This is a genomic window from Flavobacterium panacagri (assembly GCF_030378165.1).
GTDB lineage: Bacteria > Bacteroidota > Bacteroidia > Flavobacteriales > Flavobacteriaceae > Flavobacterium > Flavobacterium panacagri.
This window is the reverse complement of sequence record NZ_CP119766.1, coordinates 129348-148989: the sequence shown is the minus strand read 5'-3', so window position 1 is coordinate 148989 and position 19642 is coordinate 129348. Positions and strand designations below refer to the sequence as shown.

20 protein-coding genes and 1 tRNA gene are annotated in these 19642 nt (G+C 32.7%); 10 read left to right on the top strand and 11 right to left on the bottom strand.

The genetic code is table 11. The annotated features are described in order from the left end of the window. Positions 1 to 115: 115 nt before the first annotated feature. A tRNA-Met gene (locus tag P2W65_RS00750) sits at positions 116 to 189 on the bottom strand. A gap of 151 nt (positions 190 to 340) precedes the next feature. Between P2W65_RS00750 and P2W65_RS00745 the strand changes: the two genes are divergently transcribed. Together P2W65_RS00745 and P2W65_RS00740 are read left to right on the top strand one after the other, a co-directional pair. Next, complete coding sequence (locus P2W65_RS00745; protein ID WP_091497265.1) at positions 341 to 733, top strand: START-like domain-containing protein; 393 nt, start codon at positions 341 to 343, stop codon at positions 731 to 733. Positions 734 to 787: 54 nt separating this feature from the next. Continuing rightward, positions 788 to 1624: an aminotransferase class IV gene (locus P2W65_RS00740; protein WP_289662807.1), complete on the top strand. Its 837-nt coding sequence runs from the start codon at positions 788 to 790 to the stop codon at positions 1622 to 1624. Here the strand turns inward: P2W65_RS00740 and P2W65_RS00735 are convergent. The 7 genes from P2W65_RS00735 to P2W65_RS00705 all read right to left on the bottom strand — a co-directional run bounded on the left by P2W65_RS00735 (position 1621) and on the right by P2W65_RS00705 (position 8363). Continuing rightward, on the bottom strand, positions 1621 to 2181 hold the full coding sequence (locus tag P2W65_RS00735) for a YqgE/AlgH family protein (protein ID WP_179008189.1): 561 nt from the start codon (positions 2179 to 2181) through the stop codon (positions 1621 to 1623). The two genes, P2W65_RS00740 and P2W65_RS00735, sit on opposite strands and share 4 nt — an antisense overlap. A 128-nt stretch (positions 2182 to 2309) precedes the next feature. Beyond that, a complete protein-coding gene (locus P2W65_RS00730) occupies positions 2310 to 2582 on the bottom strand; it encodes an HU family DNA-binding protein (protein ID WP_008464760.1) in 273 nt (90 codons plus the stop codon). A gap of 180 nt (positions 2583 to 2762) precedes the next feature. Then, the gene (gene fmt / locus P2W65_RS00725; protein WP_289662804.1) at positions 2763 to 3710 is read right to left on the bottom strand and encodes a methionyl-tRNA formyltransferase; all 948 of its coding nucleotides are present in this window, start codon (positions 3708 to 3710) and stop codon (positions 2763 to 2765) included. Next, a complete protein-coding gene (locus tag P2W65_RS00720) occupies positions 3710 to 5605 on the bottom strand; it encodes a RecQ family ATP-dependent DNA helicase (protein ID WP_289662803.1) in 1896 nt (631 codons plus the stop codon). Before P2W65_RS00720 ends, fmt begins: the two co-directional genes overlap by 1 nt. A gap of 66 nt (positions 5606 to 5671) precedes the next feature. Further along, positions 5672 to 6205: an AAA family ATPase gene (locus P2W65_RS00715; RefSeq protein WP_179008195.1), complete on the bottom strand. Its 534-nt coding sequence runs from the start codon at positions 6203 to 6205 to the stop codon at positions 5672 to 5674. A 584-nt stretch (positions 6206 to 6789) separates the two neighbouring features. Next, positions 6790 to 7434, bottom strand: coding sequence for a hypothetical protein (locus P2W65_RS00710; protein WP_289662802.1), 645 nt, complete (start codon positions 7432 to 7434; stop codon positions 6790 to 6792). A gap of 17 nt (positions 7435 to 7451) precedes the next feature. Further along, complete coding sequence (locus tag P2W65_RS00705; protein ID WP_289662800.1) at positions 7452 to 8363, bottom strand: alpha/beta hydrolase family protein; 912 nt, start codon at positions 8361 to 8363, stop codon at positions 7452 to 7454. 297 nt (positions 8364 to 8660) lie between these two features. On the opposite strand from P2W65_RS00705, the gene P2W65_RS00700 reads away from it, so the two are divergent. The 4 genes from P2W65_RS00700 to P2W65_RS00685 all read left to right on the top strand — a co-directional run bounded on the left by P2W65_RS00700 (position 8661) and on the right by P2W65_RS00685 (position 12088). Further along, positions 8661 to 8957 (top strand): DUF493 family protein, encoded by a 297-nt coding sequence (locus P2W65_RS00700; protein WP_066033683.1) that lies wholly within the window; start codon positions 8661 to 8663, stop codon positions 8955 to 8957. Positions 8958 to 8961: 4 nt separating this feature from the next. Continuing rightward, entirely contained in the window at positions 8962 to 9690 is a 729-nt protein-coding gene (locus tag P2W65_RS00695) for a DUF4290 domain-containing protein (RefSeq protein WP_289662797.1), read from the top strand. Positions 9691 to 9807: 117 nt separating this feature from the next. Further along, a complete protein-coding gene (gene murA / locus P2W65_RS00690) occupies positions 9808 to 11121 on the top strand; it encodes a UDP-N-acetylglucosamine 1-carboxyvinyltransferase (RefSeq protein WP_289662795.1) in 1314 nt (437 codons plus the stop codon). Positions 11122 to 11209: 88 nt separating this feature from the next. Next, positions 11210 to 12088, top strand: a complete 879-nt coding sequence (locus tag P2W65_RS00685) for a cation diffusion facilitator family transporter (RefSeq protein WP_289662793.1) — start codon at positions 11210 to 11212, stop codon at positions 12086 to 12088. A gap of 253 nt (positions 12089 to 12341) precedes the next feature. On the opposite strand, the gene P2W65_RS00680 is transcribed toward P2W65_RS00685, so the two are convergent. The 3 genes from P2W65_RS00680 to P2W65_RS00670 all read right to left on the bottom strand — a co-directional run bounded on the left by P2W65_RS00680 (position 12342) and on the right by P2W65_RS00670 (position 16125). Continuing rightward, positions 12342 to 14831: a DUF5686 and carboxypeptidase regulatory-like domain-containing protein gene (locus P2W65_RS00680; protein ID WP_289662792.1), complete on the bottom strand. Its 2490-nt coding sequence runs from the start codon at positions 14829 to 14831 to the stop codon at positions 12342 to 12344. Positions 14832 to 15021: 190 nt separating this feature from the next. Then, positions 15022 to 15435: a type II 3-dehydroquinate dehydratase gene (aroQ, locus tag P2W65_RS00675; RefSeq protein WP_289662790.1), complete on the bottom strand. Its 414-nt coding sequence runs from the start codon at positions 15433 to 15435 to the stop codon at positions 15022 to 15024. A gap of 129 nt (positions 15436 to 15564) precedes the next feature. Further along, entirely contained in the window at positions 15565 to 16125 is a 561-nt protein-coding gene (locus tag P2W65_RS00670) for a porin family protein (RefSeq protein WP_289662789.1), read from the bottom strand. Between the two features lie 285 nt (positions 16126 to 16410). Between P2W65_RS00670 and P2W65_RS00665 the strand changes: the two genes are divergently transcribed. The 4 genes from P2W65_RS00665 to xerD all read left to right on the top strand — a co-directional run bounded on the left by P2W65_RS00665 (position 16411) and on the right by xerD (position 19418). Beyond that, a complete protein-coding gene (locus P2W65_RS00665; protein WP_289662788.1) occupies positions 16411 to 16917 on the top strand; it encodes a hypothetical protein in 507 nt (168 codons plus the stop codon). Positions 16918 to 17119: 202 nt separating this feature from the next. Then, positions 17120 to 17689 (top strand): porin family protein, encoded by a 570-nt coding sequence (locus P2W65_RS00660; RefSeq protein ID WP_289662787.1) that lies wholly within the window; start codon positions 17120 to 17122, stop codon positions 17687 to 17689. 150 nt (positions 17690 to 17839) lie between these two features. Beyond that, positions 17840 to 18418: a porin family protein gene (locus P2W65_RS00655; RefSeq protein ID WP_289662785.1), complete on the top strand. Its 579-nt coding sequence runs from the start codon at positions 17840 to 17842 to the stop codon at positions 18416 to 18418. Between the two features lie 103 nt (positions 18419 to 18521). Beyond that, the gene (gene xerD, locus P2W65_RS00650) at positions 18522 to 19418 is read left to right on the top strand and encodes a site-specific tyrosine recombinase XerD (RefSeq protein WP_289662784.1); all 897 of its coding nucleotides are present in this window, start codon (positions 18522 to 18524) and stop codon (positions 19416 to 19418) included. Positions 19419 to 19642: the final 224 nt, after the last annotated feature.

Sequence of the window (19642 nt, the reverse complement as noted above, 5' to 3'; positions counted from 1 at the left end):
ATAAGAGAGTAAAAAAACTCTTTTGAATTATAAAACAAACTGATTATTAGTGGTATTACATATTGCTATAAACGAAAAAAACACCACTTCAAAAGTGGTGTTTTTTTATTTCAAGTAGCGAGGACGGGAGTTGAACCCGTGACCTCAGGGTTATGAATCCTGCGCTCTAACCAACTGAGCTACCTCGCCTGGACTGCTATCATGAATTCCTGATTGCGGGTGCAAAGATAGAAATAATATTAAAGCTTGCAAGCATAAAATGAAGAAAAAAAAATATTTTTAAAAACGCATTGTTTTTGGACATATATTCTTATATTTCCAAAAAAATTAAAAGTAGCACATGGAGTCAAAAATACGTTACGAAATAGAGTTTCCGATCAATTCTTCGCCGCAATTATTGTATCAATATATATCAACCCCGTCAGGTTTACAAGAATGGTTTGCTGACAATGTTAATTCAAGAGGAGAGTTTTTTACATTTATTTGGAATGATTCACAGGAAAAAGCACGTCTAGCTTCAAAAAAATCTGGCGAAAAAGTAAAATTTAAATGGGTTGACGAAAGCAGTAAAGACACTGATTACTTTTTTGAACTTCATATTTTAGTTGATGAATTGACTAAAGATGTATCATTAATGGTGGTTGATTTTGCCGAAAAAGAAGAATTAGGAGAAGCTAAACAATTGTGGGAGAATCAGATTTCAGACCTAAAACATCTTATAGGTTCTGTTTAGTAAAAGTCTATTTTATACCTTATATTTGCCCTGAACAAAATTCAGGGTTTTTTTATGATTAATTTTAACGGAAACATAGCAAAGGAAGATAATATATTAACTCTAAACCGTGCTTTCTTGTATGGTGACGGCATATTTGAAACAGTAAAAATTGTCAACGGAAAAATCTTGTTTCTTGAAGATCATTATTTTAGATTGATGGCTTCCATGCGTGTGGTTAGAATGATGATTCCTATGGATTTTACAATGGAATATTTTGAAGAGCAGATTTTAAATTTGGTTAATCAATTAAACATTGCTTCTTCGGCAAGAGCCAGAATTACTGTTTTTAGAAAAGATGGGGGTTTGTATCTTCCTAAAACGAATGATATTTCGTTTTTAATAAATGCCATTTCTCTTGGAAATAAAGCATATAGCATAAATGCAAACGAATACGAAGTAGATTTATATAAAGACTTCTATGTGACAAAACAATTGTTATCGTCTCTTAAAACGACTAACAAGATGATTAATATAACAGGAAGTATTTTTGCAGACGAAAATGGTCTTGCTAACTGTATTTTACTGAATGACAGTAAAAATGTGGTAGAAGCACTTCAAGGAAATATTTTTATGGTTTTGGGGAATAAATTGATCACACCACCAGTTTCAGAAGGAGCTTTAAACGGAATAATGCGTAAACAAATTTTAGCTGTGGCTAAGAAAATAGAAGGCATAGAAGTTTCCGAAGAAATAATTTCGCCATTTGATCTTCAAAAAGCAGACGAATTATTTCTCACAAATGTAATCACAGGGATACAGCCGATAACTAAATATCGAAAAAAGGAGTTTAAAGCGAATCTGGCTCATTTATTAGTACAGAAACTAAACGAATCCATTTCTGAAAATTAATTCAGATATGGATTTTCAGGTGCATTAGACCAAATAAGATAATCGCCTCCAAGTTCTATAATCTGCTCTTTCCAAAAATGGGTAGTGGATTTTCCGATAATTTTATTTTTATAATTATTATCAGCAATGATCCAAGAGTTTCCCTGCATTTCATTTTCAAGCTGATTTTCGTCCCAGCCAGTGTAACCTAAGAAAAAGCGAATGTTATTTTTGCTGATAGCACCGCTGTTTATAAGGTCTTTGGTGGACTCAAAATCGCCACCCCAATAAATTCCGTTCGAAATCTCAACACTGTTTGGGATTAGTTCAGGAATATTGTGAATGAAATAAAGATTGTCTTGTTCTACGGGACCTCCGTTATATATCTTAAAGTTGGCCTCAATTTCTGGTATTAAGTCACTAATAGTATATTTTAATGGCTTGTTAATTATAAAACCTATTGATCCTTCTTTGTTATGGTCTGCTAATAAAATTACCGATCTGTTAAAAGATAAATCTCCAATTATTGAAGGCTCGGCAATAAGCAGGTGTCCTTTTTTTAATTTTTCTGAAATCATACGGTTACAATTTTTATTAAATTTAATCATAAAAAAATTAAAATCACAAAAAAAATCGTTAAACCGCATAAAAAAACCTTCCATAAGGAAGGTTTTAATTATATTGTAAGTTTAGAGAACTTTCTTACTTAGTTCACTGCACCTTCTAATTCAGCACCAGCTTTGAATTTTACAACATTTTTAGCTGCGATTTTGATTGTTTTTCCTGTTTGAGGGTTTCTACCATCTCTAGCAGCTCTAGAAGAAACTGACCAAGATCCGAAACCTACTAATGAAACTCTTCCACCTTTTTTCAAAGTTGTCCCTACATTACCTAAAAAAGACTCTAAAGCTAATTTCGCCGCAGCTTTTGTAATTCCTGCATCAGCAGCGATAGCATCGATTAATTCTGATTTGTTCATAATAATTAGTTATTAATTGTTGGTTAAAAAAAATTGTTAATACACAAATTTAGTAGGAAATCCGTTGCGTGCAAGTCTTTTCTTTAATTTTAGCAAAAATTGTTAATAACTTGCTTTTTTTGTTCATAAAGAATGTTATTCATCGATGAAAAACAAGTACAAACCCCTGTTTTACTGACGTTAATAGACTTTTGCAGCATCTGAAAAACTCACTCCATTTAATATTTCTGAGGCAAGCATTCTCCTTTTTCCTGGAAATTGTAGACTTAATAACTGAATAAAACCCTCTTTTATTGCAATCTTGATTTCTTTTTTACTGCTAATTAATTTTCCAATCTCATAAGAATGGGACTCTGAGACCAGTTTTGCTTCATAAATTTTGATGTTAAGTTCCTCATTTTGATCTTTTAAAAAACACCAAGAAGCAGGATAAGGGCTCAAGCCTCGAATCAGATTATTGATTTCTGTTCCAGATTTTGTCCAGTCAATTTTGCAGTTTTCTTTGTTTAATTTGTAAGCTGTTTTTATATCGTCGTTATCTTCTTGAATCGTGGTCGTTACATTTCCTGTTTCAATAACTTTTAAGGTGTCAATAACGGTTGTACTTCCTAAATGCATCAAACGATCATGTAATTGTCCGGCTGTTTCTTCTGGTTCAATTGCGATTTCAGAATTTAAAATCATCGCACCAGTATCGATTTTATCATCAATAAAGAAAGTGGTAACCCCAGTTTTGGTTTCTCCATTTATAATGGCCCAGTTAATTGGCGCCGCGCCACGATAATTTGGTAATAAAGAAGCATGAAGATTAAAAGTGCCTAAACTTGGCATTTCCCAAACTACTTTTGGTAACATTCTAAACGCTACTACAATTTGTAAATTAGCGTTTAGAGCTTTTAATTCGGCTAAGAAATTCTCGTCTTTTAAATTGGTTGGCTGTAATAAAGTAAGGTTGTTTGCTAAGGCGTATTCTTTTACTGCTGAATATTTTATTTTTTGTCCGCGTCCTGCTGGTTTGTCTGCCGCAGTGATCACGCCGACAACTTCATAGTTGTTTTTAATAATGGTATCCAAAATGCCGACAGCAAATTCTGGCGTTCCCATAAATATAATTCTCAATTTCTCCATTATGATTTTAAAGTGTATTTATTATTCGCTTGTATAATGATATGATTGTTTTCGAGTAATTCTTGAAGAACCGAAATAATGTCTTTTGTATCCATTTTGATTTGGGTTTCAATTTCTCTCGAAGTCAAAGAAGCTGTTTTTAAAAGTGATAAAATTTTATCAGCAATCGAATCTGCTTCTGTAATTTTTCCTTTTTGGGTAATGCAGTATGAACAAATACCGCAGTTTTCGTTGGTTTCTTCTCCAAAATAATTCAAAACCAATCTGTTTTTGCAGGTTTTGGTGTCTTTTATATAATGTAAAACAGAATGAAGCTGTTCTTTTTTAACTTGATTTTGTTTTTCTAAATATTTTGAAACCCTATTTATGGTAAGATCGTCTTCGCGGACTTCATTAAATAAAATAGTAGCGTCATTGTTTTTAGATTTGTATTCTATGATTTCCTTTTCCTTTAATTTTTCTAAAAGTGCTGTAACTTGTTCTTCGGTATGATTGGATTTTTTAGCTATTAATCCCAGATTTAGATTTGATTTTACTTCGTAAACGCCAGGATAGGTTCTTAAAATGGCCAGCATAATTTCTTCATCATTCGGATTCAAACTCATGTATCGAATCACCTCTTTAGATTCGAGTAAAAATTGAATATTGATTTTTTCAGAGAATTCCTGAGACATCGTAATAATTCCCTGCTGACTCAAAAACTGCAGTGCATTATAAGTTTTTAAAGTAGGGAAGTCGTATTTATTACAAAAATGATTCAATTTAAAAGAAAAAGATTCATCTAAACCCTCTCCGTAAGCAATTTGGAAATAAGTACAGAGTTTGATGTACATCGTTTTAAGAAACTTCTTGTCTGGAAGAACATTAATAAACTGTTGTTCCGTCTGGATCATGTCTGAATTGTTATAAAGCAAAACCGAAAAAGCTTTTGCGCCATTTCGCCCCGCTCTACCGGATTCCTGGTAATAATTTTCTAAGTTTTCCGGAAGCTGTGTATGAATAACCGTTTTAACATTGTCTTTGTCAATTCCCATTCCAAAAGCATTCGTTGCCACAATCACTTGTGCTTGCTGTGACATCCATAACTGCATGTTTTTGTCTTTTTCTTTTGCCGAAAGTCCGCCATGATAATACGTCGAAGTGAATCCTAACGACTGCAATTGTGAAGACATGTTCAAACAAGACTTTCTATTTCGGACATATATGATAGAAGGCTGTGGATTCTTTTTAAGGATTTGCTCGGTTCTGTACAATTTATCTTCTACTTCAAAAACCATATAAGCAATATTTTTTCGCTCAAACGACTGCTGAAAATGTCTTGGGTTTTTCAATTCCAATTGTGTTCTGATGTCTTCAATAACTCTCGGAGTTGCCGTAGCGGTCAAAGCCAAAAACGGAATTTTAGGAAAGAATTTTTTGAGTTCAGAAATTTTAAGATAAGCTGGTCTAAAATCATGTCCCCATTGCGAAACACAATGCGCCTCATCAATAGCAATTAAATTGATAGGAAGATTTTTGATGCGCTCCAAAATCCAATCCGATTGTAGACGTTCTGGAGATAAATAAAGAAATTTATAATTTCCGTATTGGCAGTTGTCCAAAAGATCAATAATTTCTTCAGTGTGAATTCCGCCCGTAAGAGCAATAGCTTTAATGTCTCTTTTTTGCAGGTTCATTACCTGATCTTTCATTAAAGCAATAAGAGGAGAAATTACGAGGCAGATACCTTCCTGCATCATAGCGGGAACCTGAAAACAAATCGATTTTCCACCTCCCGTCGGAAGTACGGCAAAAGTATCCTGTCCTTCGAGAACCGAATCGATAATTTCTTTTTGCAACGGTCTAAAACTGTCGTGTTTCCAGTATTTTAGAAGAATATCCTGCGCTCCGAGCATTGCGTAAGTTTTAAAGTTAAAAATTTAGAAAACAGTTCCTAGTTTTGCAACTTTAAAACCTTTTTGCTAAATTTTGTCTAAGATATAAAGAATTCTGTTTTCAACCGTATCTTTTGGGACTTCAATCAGTTCGTACCCATATTTTTTATAGGTCTCGATAAGATGTTCCTGAATTTTAACTGCTTGTTCAAAATTTTCATAACGCTCTGCATCACTTTGATAAATTTCTTCCCAAGGCGGCAGAATAAAAGTTTTAGAATATTTATAGTCTTCACAAGCCTTAGTAAAACGTTCTGGATATTCGTCTCCAATGTAATCCATGTAGGCTACAACATCAGGAATCCCTCGGTCAATAAAAACGACGTTATCTGGTTCTTCAAGAGCATTTTTGTACTGTTCGATACGACCTTCCAAAAGCATTTCGCTAAACAAAAGAGGCTGTTCCAGAAACAGTTGCTCAATGCCTTCCTGTTGCGCTTTCATGGTAACCTGTCTAGAAATTTCAGGATAGCAGCAAAAGCCACGAGCTACCAATTCGTTAATAAGTGTTGATTTTCCAGTACCAGGACCGCCAAGTAAGACTATAATTTCTTTTTGCACTATTCTAAAAATAAAGGGCAAATTTACCTAAACTTATTCGTAATTAAAAAGAATTTTTACTTGAAGCGAAAGATTTGGCATTTTTAGTAGGTATGGGTTCCTGCTTTCGGCTATATCTTTTATGGTCTCGTTAGAAAAAAACGAGACCATAAAAGGATACCGCCTCAATCAGGGCTAGGAGAGAGACATGGTTTTGTTTTTGGAATTATTTCTATGATGATCCCTCCTACAAGGTTTTCAAAACCTTGTAGGTATATTTAGATATTCAATTTTATATGTTTCGTTCCGATGGAATTTCTGTTAATGTTCGATAAAATTCAACGGATTAATCCCGATAGCTATCGGGGGGTGCTACAAAATAAATCGTTCCTTCGGAACTTTAGCAAAAGAGCCCTTAGGCTCGATCAATATTGTAGGGACGAATTTTAATTCGTCCATCAAATAAAAGTCTAAGATGTAAAGAGCCGTAGGTTCGGCTTATATTTTATACCTACAAGGTTTTGAAAACCTTGCAGGAATTAATGATGATTTTGAATTGCCGTTGGTTTTAACCAACGGGTTTAAAAGGTTTTTAGATTTCGGCTTTAGCCAAATATTTGCCACCATTTCTTTTTGGTCTCGATTTCAATTATTCTGGGATTGAATTCTAATTCTTTTCCTTCAAAATCAAGAACATATTCGTTTGATTCAAAATCAAATAAAATTATTTTATTGTCTTTTATACTACATTCGACTTTCCCATCTATGCTTACCCAAATATCTCTTCCTCCAAAACGCCATAAAATTTCTCCTTCTTTAGTGATTCTAAATATTTCTAATTCTCCGTGAATGATAAAATCATCTTCTAATTTATGTAAGTAAAAATTAGAAAAAGCATCAAAGTCTTTTTGCCATATCAACTCTAAAGATGGTATTTCTAAACAATAAATTTTATTACAAACACAAATCCAAATTTTATCATTTTCAATTATGAAAGAATTTTTATTTAGCATTGTTTGTCTGTCAGTCTCGCAAATTATTGCACTAGAAATTTCTTTTTCAGATTCCTTAACTATAATTGCATAATTACTGGTGTAAAAAAAATCGGGATTTTCGCTTGGTTCTACTTCGAATTCAGAATAAATTATTTCGTATTGTCTCTTATTGTCGGTGTAAATGTCATATATGTTTGCAATATAATCTGGATCGGCATAGACTTCAATTTCAAAATTTTTATAATTAATCTTCATTTAAATTGATTTAAAGATTACTCACAAAACAAATACTTCCCAGAACTTTTTCCATTTTTAGAAGGCACAATTACATGCGATTCAAATTTCTTTCCTTTCAAAACATCATTTACAAAATCCAAAACATATTGTTGTCCTTCATGGAAAAGGTAGCCGGAAAATTCATGTCCGCCACCGCAAAAAGTAATCAGTTCGATGTCTTTATGTAAATCTTTCATTTGATTGTATACTGCATAAGAACCAAAAAGGATAAGCCATCCTGAAGCATTTGTCGGACAAGAACGATGTGAACCCGCACTATATGGAACTGTATCATCATTGCTTCCATGCGCCAATAACATTGGAATCGCTTTATCTTTCGTAATCAAATTAATATCCTGAATCGCGCCCGAACCGCCTATAAAACCTTTGTATTTAAAGTTTTCTGGTAAATTACTTTTGTATAGATTCATCAGTTTATAATCCCAAAACGAAGCATGAAAACCAATTTCAGCGCCTGCGCTAATTCCAGAGATAAAGATTTTTGAAGTGTCCAAATTATATTTATCAGCATTTTCAATTAAAAAAGAGGTCGCTTGCCACATATCGCTCACGCCAATCTGAATTGCTTTTATTTTTTCAGTCAAAGTTCCTTTACATCCAAAATCTTTTCCTTTCATGTATAAACTATACGAAATACTTGCAACGGCATAACCGTTTTGAGCCATAAATTTTCCAAAGTCTTTCTCACTTGTGCGTTCTCCGCCAGAAAATCCTCCACCAAAAGCAAACATAATTAGAGGGATTTTCTCGCCAGCTTTTTTCTTTGGCAGATATAAATCTAAATCCAGTTTTAAAGTGTCGTTTTGGAAGTAAGTCAGTGTTTTGACTTCTTGTGCCTGAATATTGCTGGATATAAGAACGATAAAAAGTAAAAGAAGTTTTTTCATTGTAATGTGTTTTTAATCTCGCAAAGTCGCAGAATCGCAAAGAAATTTTATAGTAGTCTAATAAGTAAAAAAAACTTTGCGCCTCTGCGACTTTGCGAGAGATATCAGAAGATTGTTTTCTCAAATATAACAGTAAATTTTACAAAGAAATAATCTTCGATTGCTTTTTTCTCTGCACCTTTGCGCCTTTGTAATTTTGTCCCTTTAAAACAAAGTTTTAGCCCCGAAAAAAATCTAAAATCTAAACTCAAAAGTCTAAAATCAAAACCGTATATTTGCGTTTATTTTTAATTACGAATGGAGAACGATAAAGAAAAAAATACCGCCGAATTTTACGAAAGATTAAAAGTAGAGCTTGATAACGCAAACACTTGGCCAGCAGAATATTTATACAAATTCATTGTACCTTCTGTTGCAGATAATGTGGAGCGTGTCGAAAAAGCTTTTGATCGAATGGGAGCGGTTATAAAAACAACAAAATCTAAAACAGGTAAATTTACCAGTGTTTCTGTAGATGTTACGATGCACAGCTCAGACGATGTGATTAGTAAATACAAAGAAGTTTCTACAATAGAAGGTATAGTTTCATTATAAACTTATGATCGAAAAATATAAAAGAGAAGCCGCAAGCGACGTTGTGTATAATTTAGAATACAATTCTGAAAGACAGCGTTTGATTATTCCAGAGTATGGTCGTCATTTACAAAAATTGATCGATCAGGCTACCGCAATTGAAGATGATGAAACGCGCAATAAATCGGCGAAATATATCATTCAGGTTATGGGAAGTTTGAATCCGCATTTGCGTGATGTGCCGGATTTCCAGCACAAACTTTGGGATCAGCTTTTTATTATGTCAGATTTTAAACTGAATGTAGAATCGCCATATCCAATTCCATCAAGAGAAGTTTTGGAGTTAAAACCAGATGTTTTGCAATATCCGCAGAACTTCCCAAAATACAGATTTTATGGTAACAACATCAAGTACATGATTGATGTCGCCAATAAATGGGACGAAGGCGAGATGAAAACGGCATTGGTAATGGTTATCGCCAATCACATGAAAAAATCTTTCTTAAGCTGGAACAAAGACACCGTGAAAGATGATGTGATTTTCGAACATTTATATGAATTATCAGGCGGAAAAATTAATTTATTGCATAGTACAGAAGAGTTGTTAAATACAACAGATTTAATGCGTACCAACAAACGCATGTCTAATAAAACAGCTTCTGGTGTTCAGCCGAAAATTCAGAACAACAATAAAAACAACAATAACAAAGGCGGTCAAAAAAAGACATTTCAAAAAAACAATAATCAAAAATAAAAAAAAGTGACTAAGATGCTATCCCGATAGCTATCGGGACTAAGATGCTAAGTTTTTTACTTAGAGTCTCAGAGTCTCAGAATCTTAGAAACTTTGAAAGAACCTTAACAAAGATCTATGGGAATTTTTAAAATCGAAGGAGGAACTCCTTTAAAAGGAGAAATCACTCCGCAAGGAGCAAAAAATGAGGCATTACAAATTTTATGTGCCGTGCTTCTAACAGGAGAGAAAGTAAAAATTAATAACATTCCTGATATTATAGACATCAATAAATTAATCACTTTGTTGGGTAATTTAGGGGTAAAAATTCAACGTAACGAACCAGGTTCAATTACATTTCAAGCTGATGAAGTTAATGTTGGATATTTAGAAACCGAAGCTTTCAAAAAAGAAGGTGGAGCGCTTCGTGGTTCTATTATGATTGTTGGGCCTCTTTTAGCTCGTTTCGGAAAAGGATATATTCCAAAACCGGGTGGAGATAAAATTGGACGTCGTAGATTAGATACGCACTTTGAAGGTTTTATTAATCTTGGAGCAAAGTTCAGATATAATAGAGAAGATCATTTTTACGGAGTAGAATCTCCTGCAGAAGGTCTTAAAGGAACAGATATGCTTCTTGATGAGGCTTCTGTAACTGGAACTGCAAACATTGTAATGGCAGCAGTTTTAGCAAAAGGACAAACTACAGTTTACAATGCGGCTTGTGAGCCTTACTTACAACAATTGTGTAAAATGTTGAACTCTATGGGAGCTAAAATCACTGGAGTTGGATCTAACTTGTTGACTATCGAAGGTGTTGAAAGTCTTGGTGGTTGCGAGCACAGAATTCTTCCTGATATGATCGAAATTGGTTCTTGGATTGGTCTTGCTGCTATGACGAAAAGCGAAATCACAATCAAAAATGTAAGCTGGGAAAACTTAGGTTTGATTCCAAATACATTTAGAAAACTTGGTATTACAATCGAAAAACGTAACGATGATATTTACATTCCAGCTCACAAAGATGGATATGAAGTGAAAACAGATATCGATGGTTCTATTTTAACAATTGCCGATGCACCTTGGCCAGGATTTACACCTGACTTATTAAGTATCGTTTTGGTTGTAGCAACACAGGCAAAAGGAGATGTTTTAATTCACCAAAAAATGTTCGAAAGCCGTTTATTCTTCGTGGATAAATTAATCGATATGGGCGCAAAAATTATGTTGTGTGATCCGCACAGAGCTGTGGTTATGGGACATAATTTCGAATCTCAATTAAAAGCTACAACAATGTCTTCTCCTGATATTCGTGCGGGAATCTCATTATTGATCGCGGCACTTTCTGCAAAAGGAACAAGTACTATTCAAAATATTGAGCAAATCGACCGTGGATACGAGCGTATCGATGAGCGTTTAAGAGCAATCGGTGCAAAAATCGTGAGAGCTTAAAAGTTTATAGCGACGAATTCACGAATTTAAATCGTCAAAGATTATAAAAAAATAATTCGTGAATTCGTGGCTAAAAAAAATAGTCTAAATGACAAATGAACAAAAAGCTGTAAAAGCTACTATTTTTAGTATAATAGGAAATACCTGCCTGGCCCTTGTAAAAGGTCTCGCAGGTTTTTTTGGCAATTCATATGCCTTGATTGCAGACGCAATCGAATCTACTACGGATATATTTTCGTCTTGTCTGGTTTTATTCGGAATCAAATATTCAAACAAACCAGCTGATGAAAATCATCCTTACGGCCACGGTCGTGCAGAACCCTTAATAACTTTTTTGGTTGTTGGTTTTTTAATTACATCGGCAACAATTATCGGATACGAAAGTATTGCTAACATTGGAACTTCTCATGATTTGCCTAAATCTTGGACGCTATATGTTTTAGGAGCGATTATCATTTGGAAAGAATATTCTTTTCGTTTGGTAATGAAAAGAAGCAAACAAACCAACAGTTCTTCTTTAGCAGCAGATGCATGGCATCATAGAAGTGATGCGATAACTTCTGTAGCGGCTTTTATCGGGATTTCGATTGCCTTGATTATGGGAAAAGGCTACGAATCGGCAGATGATTGGGCAGCGCTTTTTGCAGCGTTTTTTATTTTATACAACAGTTATAAAATTTTCAGACCAGCACTTGGCGAAATCATGGATGAAAATCTAAACGATGATTTGGTGGAAGAAATTCGTGTTGTGGCTTTAACAGTTCCTGGAATTTTAGGAACAGAAAAATGTTTTATCCGTAAAGCAGGAATGCGTTATCATGTCGATTTACACGCCATTGTTTCGGCTAAAATTTCGGTAAAAGAAGGGCATGATTTGTCTCATAAATTACAAGACACTTTAAAAGAAAAGATTCCGCAGTTAGGAAATGTTTTGATTCATATTGAGCCGGATGATTATCACTGCTAAAGGTGCTAAGGTTTTGAGATGCTAAGATTCTAAGTTTTTCTTTAGCATGTAAATATAATTCCCTTGTAATCATTAAAAAACTGCTTAATTTACAATCTACTTTAACAAGATTGTAAATTAAGCAGTTTTTTTTTAAGTTCGAAAATCTTTGCGTGGGCTTCTCCCGAAGCTTCGGGATCGATCAGCTTGACAAAAATTAGTATTAAGCACTAAACGAAAACTTAGAATCTTAGCATCTGAGAATCTCAGTATCTTAGTCCAACGCATTCAAAATCTTCAATCCAAAAACAACTCCATTTTGCTGAATACCGCCTTGGTAAGAATGCACATAATCCACTCTAAATAATTTGAATTTACCAAAACCTAAATTGTCTAAACCAATTGTATATTCTGTGTAAGGTTTGCGATCTGGAATTGCCAAAGAATGAAACCCAATATTCATCGTCGATTTAAGAAGATTTAATAACGGAATTTTATTCATTACATATCCGTTATCATTATGTTCCAGATGCATTTCAAGATAACTGTCATTCGTACTGTTGGCATAATAAGGCATTAAATTGAAAACATTCAAATAACGTCCCGTTGTTCCAATGTGAGTTTGATTTCCGTTGAAATGTCTGTAATCTATAAAAGCAATATTCTCGGCATTAAAGAATTTTCCAGCTCTGAAATTCATGCCTAAAGTTCCTTTGTTATTTAAGTTTAAATCATATTGCAGAGAAGCTCCAATTCGTTCAAATTCATATTTTTTTTCGCTTGCGGCAAAAGCTTTTTCGAATCCTAAAACTACAGTTGGATATCTGTCATCTTTAAAATTATATCTTCCGTCAGGTCTTGAGATGTATTTATTGCCAAAATTAATTCGCGCATTGATACCTGTTTTAAACAAATGATGCTGTTCAAACGGAGCAGTGGTGAAATCATTTGGATCTAAAGGATTGTTGGAAGAATACAAATCATCTCTTTTAAAGAAAGAATAATCAGTGGTGTTGAAGAGCGGTTTTCGCTGTTCGTAAGCCACTTTCGCAAATAAATTAACGCCATTTAATACGTCTTGTGAATAATTAACTTGTGCATATTCTAAGTTGTACAACTTCATGTAATTATCTTTAAAGAATAAAGAACTTACAGAATTGACCAGTTTTGTAATGGGTTCTGCACTATTAAATTGAGCTACTTTTGTTCCGCCCGAAGCTCCAATTGTAGCATAATTTATATTGTTAAATTTATGCGAAAAATATCCAGTTGCTCTAAAACGTTCGTCTGAAAAACCATAATTAAAAGTGGTTCCAATTGAAGTTGATTTTCCTTTCTCTTCATTTTCTTTTTTAAATGAAAAACCTGAGTCTAAATTGAATCCCTGAACAGTATTGAAACTTAAAGAAGCAATATTCAATAAACCTTGATAATTAAAAGAATATTGTTTGAAAGTATTTTTATAGTCGTAGCCCATCAAAATATCCCAAACTTTAAATTTATTGTTTTTGGCATCAATAGAATCAGTATATTTTTTTGATTTTCGAATGACTAAGAGGCTGTCTTTTTTAGTATAATCGTTGCTTTCTTCGATTGTTAGCGGAATGGGGCGAATTTCATTCCAAAAGGCATTGTCTTTTTTATTGGCATTGGCTTCAAAAGAAACAATTTCATTTCCAAACGTTTTCTTTTCAAAAGAAGCTGGAAATTCATAATTAGAATATATATAATTAAAGTTTCCAGAGAATTTTATTCCAAAAAGACCTGCAGTAAAAGAAAGTGTCTGGGCGTTTTTAGACCATATTTTATTTTTTGCATTATAACTGAAACTCTGTGTCAATGACATCGTTTCAGTAATTTCATTTTTCATTCGATAACCTTTAAGATCTAGATCGATGGCATAGATCGCAAAACTATCATCTACAATGTAAATATAACCTTCAAAAACAGGTTCTTTATCTCGTTTCGGAATGATCTTTATCTTATAAATCTGCTTATTGTTATCGTCATAAAAACTTCCTTCTAATTTGTATTTGTAATAGTTGAAAGCATTATCGGCAATAGGGGAAATCATTTTGACATCAAAATCTAAAGAATTGTCATAGAAATCATAAGTAGACAAAGCAGCTGTATTATAGCTATAGCCTCGGTTATTTCCAGAAATTTTAGAAGCAATAATTTTCTCTTTTAGTTTGGCTGGTTTTTCAAAAGCAATTTTAGAAACCGTTTCAGATAAATACAAAATCCCTGATCCTGTCGAATCCAGATTGGAAGCCATGTCAGCACCAAGATCTACTTTTTGACCTAGGATTTTTTTAGGAAGATCTTTGACTTTAAACATTCCTTTAGAATAAAAATCCGCAGTAAATCTTCCTGTTTTATCTGAGTTTTCTTTTTTGTTCGCAATAGCATTTTTTATGATGGCATTGGCGGGATTGTTTTTAGGATCGATAACGACTTCGTTTAATGCAAAACTTTCTTCTACTAGTTTTACATCCAATGTTACGGTTTTGGAATCTGGGGAAACCGTTATTTTTTGTGTTTTAAAACCTAGATATTGAAACACAATTCGGTTTTTACCAATTTCTTTTACTTGCAATTGATATTGTCCTTGTTCATTTGAAGTGGTTCCTCTATAAGTTCCTTCTTCAAAAATGGAAACAAACGGAAGCGGATTTCCCTTTTCATCGGTTATGGTTCCTTTGATTTGGGCGAAATTAGAAATAGAAAAAATTAAAAAGGCAAGTAGCGTAAAGTTTCTCATGTAAGTAGTTTCTCTTACAAAAATAGAATAACTTAAAAACGAGCTTATTAATAATTTGTTAAATTAAAATAAGTGAATTGATGAACTTAGGAGTTCTGTTATTTAGGGAACGAATTTGATTATCAGGCTGAGCGAAGTCGAAGCCTTTCACAGTTGGTAAGTCCTTCGATTTCGCTCAGGAAGACAATATTTATAAAAAAGATTGAATTGCTAATTCGTAACTTTTTAATCCGAAACCTAGAATAACCCCTTTTGCATTTCCTGATAAGTATGATTGATGTCTGAAACTTTCTCTAGCATAAGTATTAGAAATATGAACTTCGATAACTGGAGTCGTTACGGCTTTCATTGCATCACCCAAACCAATTGAAGTATGAGTATAAGCTCCTGCATTCAAAATAATTCCATCAAACGAAAAACCAACTTCCTGAATTTTTTCAATCAATTCGCCTTCAATATTACTTTGGTAATAAGAAAGTTCAATGTTTGGGAATTTTTGTTTCAACGTTTCAAAATAATCTTCAAAAGTCTGGCTTCCGTAAACTTCGGGTTCACGTTTTCCTAAAAGATTCAAATTGGGACCGTTGATAATGCAGATTTTCATGTTTAATTATTTATGTTGAGGTATTTATTGAAGTTGACATTGACTTTTGATATTGCCATTGAATTGTGTAAAAATAAAAAAACCGCTCTAATTAATAGAACGGTTTTTATAAAAGTATGTGATATTCTTTTAGAACATGTATCCAGCTGAAAGTTGGAATACAGAGTTTTTAAAGTCAGCTTCTTTTGAAACTTCTGTTAAGCCTATACCGTAACGGGCTTGAACAAAAAGACCTCCAACCACTTTTAATCCTAAACCTGCATTAAGAGAAAAGTCAAATGTTTTTGGATCTGCTGGATCAAATTCTTTTTTATTACTAACAAGAAATGAAGCTTGTGGCCCAAGCTCTAAGCTAAGAGATTTAGTCATATAGATTTTTGCCATTACAGGAATTGCAATGTATCCCATTTCATTTTTAAATTCATCAACAGCATTTTTATATGTAGCTCCTTGAGTAGTGTACAGAAGCTCTGGCTGGATTGAGAATTTTTCTAATAATTTAAGTTCTGCTACAAGACCAGCATGGTAGCTTGTAATACCTTCTTTGTCAACTGAAATTCCATTAAAATCCGAACCTCCAGTTTGGTTAGCAAAGTTAACCCCTGCTTTAACCCCGATTTGTACAAATTGTGCATTCATCGTTGCTGATGTTGCTAGGAACAATACAGCGGCTACAATTATTTTTTTCATAAAAATGTTTTTTAATTTTTTGGTATTTAAATGTTATTCTAAAGTTCAAAACTACATATTTAGCATTTTATTGCCTTATAATTTAGATTAAATAATTACTAAAATTCCCACTATATTTTGTTTTTTGAGCATTTTATCGGTGATTTTTATAGTTATAATGTTGATTTTCAGTTTTGTTTTCGTGTTATTTTTTATGTCTTATTTTAATATTTTTTAAACTTCTGAGGTGTTTTATTTTGTAGGTCTAATCTTAGTTTTGATCTCGATAATTAAAAAAATATAAACATGAAAAAATTATTTTTAGCTGCTATTGCAGTGATGGCTTTTGGATTTGCTAATGCACAAGAACAAACAGCAAAAGGAAAATGGTTAATTGAGGCTAATACTGGTTTTGGTACACCTTTAGTTGGAAGCACATCTTTTGGTTTGTGGTCTTCAGATGGATATACTAAATGGAATGTAGGAGCTGAAGGAGGTTATTTTGTTGCTGATAATTTGGCTGTAAAATTAGGTTTAGGCTATGGAGATGATGATGGTGATAGCGTTTTTGCTTACAAAGTTGGTGCGAAATATTATATCGCAAACAAATTTCCTGTTGAGGCTTCTTATAATGGAATGAGTCGTAAAGGAGCTGATGAAAACCCATCTTTTGTAGGATTGCAAGGAGGATATGCATGGTTTATTGGAAATAATGTTTCTATTGAGCCAGGACTTCGTTATAATGTTTCATTAAATGATGATTATTATAAAAATGCTTTTCAATTAAACATTGGATTTGCATTACACTTCTAAAATTATTTAGTTAATTCTTTTTAAGAGCCTTTTCAGAAATGAAAAGGCCTTTTTTTTTTGCTTAAAAAATTAAGACCAAATTGATCGTCAATTAACAGTATCTATACTTATTACTATTTTATTTGTTAAAATCCAAATTAGTTTTTATGAAGAATATTTTTATATTTGATATGAAAATTAATTTAACCCAAAACAAATTAGAATGAAAAAAATAATTTTATCAGCCATTGCTATTATGGCTTTTGCATTTACAAATGCTCAGGAAACCAGATTTGGAGTAAAAGGAGGTCTTAACTTAACATCCTTTGCGGGAGGAAATTATTGGGATGCTAAATCTCTTGTTGGTGCTCATGTTGGAGGTTTTGCTGAAATTAAAGTTATTGAAAGATTAGCAATTCAACCTGAGGTACTGTTTTCGATGCAAGGTGCTAAACTTGATGATTTAGATGTGAATTCTAAATTAAATTACATAAATGTACCGGTGTTAGCAAAATTTTTTATTACTAAACAATGGACTGTGGAAGCAGGTCCACAAATTGGATTCTTAGTTTCTGCTAAAGTTGATGGCGAGGATGCAAAAGATGCATACAAATCAACTGATTTTGGATTTAACTTTGGAGGAGGATATAATTTTACAGATAATCTTTCAGTAAATCTGCGTTACACTGTAGGTATATCTAATGTTGCAGATTATAACGCTGAAGATTTTGATGAATATTTTGATAGCCCAAAGAATAGCGTTTTAGCTCTGTCCTTAGCTTATAAATTCTAATTTTTCTAGAATATAACAAAAAAAGCCTTTCTATATGAAAGGCTTTTTTTGTTATATGGTATTTTTATTATTAAAATAAAATTAAGTTTTCGTATGTATATTTTTATATTTGGTGAATTAAATTAACCAGACTAAAAAAATCAAATTAAAATGAAGAAAATTGTTTTATCTACTCTTGCAGTTATGGCATTTGGTTTTGCTAATGCTCAAGGAACTGGGAGTAGATTTGGAATTAAAGGAGGTGTCAATTTTCCAAATAGTTCTAATTTCCATGAAAATGAAACTTTGATAGGGTATCAGGTTGGTATTTTTTCGGAAATTAAAACAGATGAAAAATTTGGTATTCAGCCTGAACTTCTATACTCAACTCACGGAGCGAAAAATAAATTTGTAGAAGATGGTATAGCATACAATAATGATATTAAATTAAGCTATTTGAATTTGCCTATTTTGGCTAAATATTTTGTCACTCAGGGATTAACTGTGCAAGCAGGTCCGCAAATTGGTTTTTTAATGCATGCTGAAGAAAAAGGTTTAAATATTACGGATCATGTTAAAACTATCGATTTTGGTTTGAATTTTGGTATTGGCTATAATTTTCTGGAAGATTGTTCGGTAGATCTTCGTTATAACTTAGGTTTGTCAAATGCCTTAGATTTTCATGTTGAGGATTATAATTATAAAATTAAAAGCAGTGTATTTTCTTTGGCTCTGGGATATAAATTATAAATTGAATATTTATTAATTGTAAAAACCTTTCTCCTTTAAGAAAGGTTTTTTTATTTCGTTGTATGAGACATTTTTATTTCTAAAATTGTTTTACTTTGTAAATATGAATTGGAGCAGATATATTAAAGATTATCAATCGTATTTGAGGATAGAAAGAGGTTTGTCTAAAAATACGATTGAGAACTACGGCTTTGATATCGAACGTTTGTGTCTTTTCTTGGAAACGAATCAAATAGATGTTTCTCCAATTAAAATCTCCGACGAAACCTTACAGCAATTTATTTATGCTGTTGCAAAGGAAGTAAATCCAAGATCGCAGGCACGAATTATTTCGGGGTTAAAAAGTTTTTTTAATTATTTAGTTTTTGAAGATTATAGAAATGATAATCCTTTAGAATTAATCGAAGCACCTAAAACAGGTCGTAAACTGCCAGATACTTTATCGCTTGAAGAAATCGATAATTTGATTGACGCAATAGACTTAAGTACAAATGAAGGCGAACGCAATAGAGCAATTCTTGAAACACTTTATGGCTGTGGGCTTCGTGTTTCGGAATTAACAACTCTTAAAATTTCAGATTTATTTTTTGATGAAGGTTTTGTTAAAATTACAGGTAAGGGAAACAAAGAGAGATTTGTGCCAATAGGTTCATTAACCCAAAAGTATATTGATATTTATAGAAATGCCGTGCGATCACATCAAACGATTAAAAAAGGTGCAGAAGACACCTTGTTTCTCAATAGAAGAGGAGGCCAGTTAACAAGAGCTATGATTTTTACCATTATTAAAGATCTTGCTCAAAAAATAGGTTTGAAAAAAAGTATAAGTCCCCATACGCTACGACATTCTTTTGCGACACATTTACTTGAAAATGGAGCCGATTTAAGATCAATTCAATTAATGCTTGGTCACGAATCAATTACAACAACAGAAATTTATGTGCATTTAGATCGCAGTTTCTTAAAAGAAGTGATGTATAGTTTTCACCCCAGAAAATAATTTTTTATTTGTTGCGTTACTTTTGTTGTAAAAATTTATATATTGTGTTAAAATATTGTTGTAATAAAAACAATATCGGAATAAGTTGTGATTTTTCTCTCTTTTTTAGAGGTAAAAAATCTAAATATTTTATTTACATAAAGAAGTAGTATATGGTTTTTGATTTATATGGAAATGACGATTGCTTGGAGGTAAATAATTTTTATAAAAAATTGTTGGCCGAG

What these genes read in the sequence shown, in the direction of transcription:
- P2W65_RS00705 (WP_289662800.1), bottom strand. Translation starts at nt 8,363, where the DNA reads ATGAAAAAACTTCTTTTACTTTTTATCGTTCTTATATCCAGCAATATT.
- aroQ (WP_289662790.1), bottom strand. Translation starts at nt 15,435, where the DNA reads ATGAAAATCTGCATTATCAACGGTCCCAATTTGAATCTTTTAGGAAAA.
- P2W65_RS00735 (WP_179008189.1), bottom strand. Translation starts at nt 2,181, where the DNA reads ATGATTTCAGAAAAATTAAAAAAAGGACACCTGCTTATTGCCGAGCCT.
- P2W65_RS00720 (WP_289662803.1), bottom strand. Translation starts at nt 5,605, where the DNA reads ATGCTCGGAGCGCAGGATATTCTTCTAAAATACTGGAAACACGACAGT.
- P2W65_RS00695 (WP_289662797.1), top strand. Translation starts at nt 8,962, where the DNA reads ATGATCGAAAAATATAAAAGAGAAGCCGCAAGCGACGTTGTGTATAAT.
- xerD (WP_289662784.1), top strand. Translation starts at nt 18,522, where the DNA reads ATGAATTGGAGCAGATATATTAAAGATTATCAATCGTATTTGAGGATA.
- P2W65_RS00680 (WP_289662792.1), bottom strand. Translation starts at nt 14,831, where the DNA reads ATGAGAAACTTTACGCTACTTGCCTTTTTAATTTTTTCTATTTCTAAT.
- P2W65_RS00655 (WP_289662785.1), top strand. Translation starts at nt 17,840, where the DNA reads ATGAAGAAAATTGTTTTATCTACTCTTGCAGTTATGGCATTTGGTTTT.
- P2W65_RS00700 (WP_066033683.1), top strand. Translation starts at nt 8,661, where the DNA reads ATGGAGAACGATAAAGAAAAAAATACCGCCGAATTTTACGAAAGATTA.
- P2W65_RS00660 (WP_289662787.1), top strand. Translation starts at nt 17,120, where the DNA reads ATGAAAAAAATAATTTTATCAGCCATTGCTATTATGGCTTTTGCATTT.
- P2W65_RS00670 (WP_289662789.1), bottom strand. Translation starts at nt 16,125, where the DNA reads ATGAAAAAAATAATTGTAGCCGCTGTATTGTTCCTAGCAACATCAGCA.
- murA (WP_289662795.1), top strand. Translation starts at nt 9,808, where the DNA reads ATGGGAATTTTTAAAATCGAAGGAGGAACTCCTTTAAAAGGAGAAATC.
- P2W65_RS00685 (WP_289662793.1), top strand. Translation starts at nt 11,210, where the DNA reads ATGACAAATGAACAAAAAGCTGTAAAAGCTACTATTTTTAGTATAATA.
- P2W65_RS00710 (WP_289662802.1), bottom strand. Translation starts at nt 7,434, where the DNA reads ATGAAGATTAATTATAAAAATTTTGAAATTGAAGTCTATGCCGATCCA.
- P2W65_RS00740 (WP_289662807.1), top strand. Translation starts at nt 788, where the DNA reads ATGATTAATTTTAACGGAAACATAGCAAAGGAAGATAATATATTAACT.
- P2W65_RS00665 (WP_289662788.1), top strand. Translation starts at nt 16,411, where the DNA reads ATGAAAAAATTATTTTTAGCTGCTATTGCAGTGATGGCTTTTGGATTT.
- P2W65_RS00745 (WP_091497265.1), top strand. Translation starts at nt 341, where the DNA reads ATGGAGTCAAAAATACGTTACGAAATAGAGTTTCCGATCAATTCTTCG.
- fmt (WP_289662804.1), bottom strand. Translation starts at nt 3,710, where the DNA reads ATGGAGAAATTGAGAATTATATTTATGGGAACGCCAGAATTTGCTGTC.
- P2W65_RS00730 (WP_008464760.1), bottom strand. Translation starts at nt 2,582, where the DNA reads ATGAACAAATCAGAATTAATCGATGCTATCGCTGCTGATGCAGGAATT.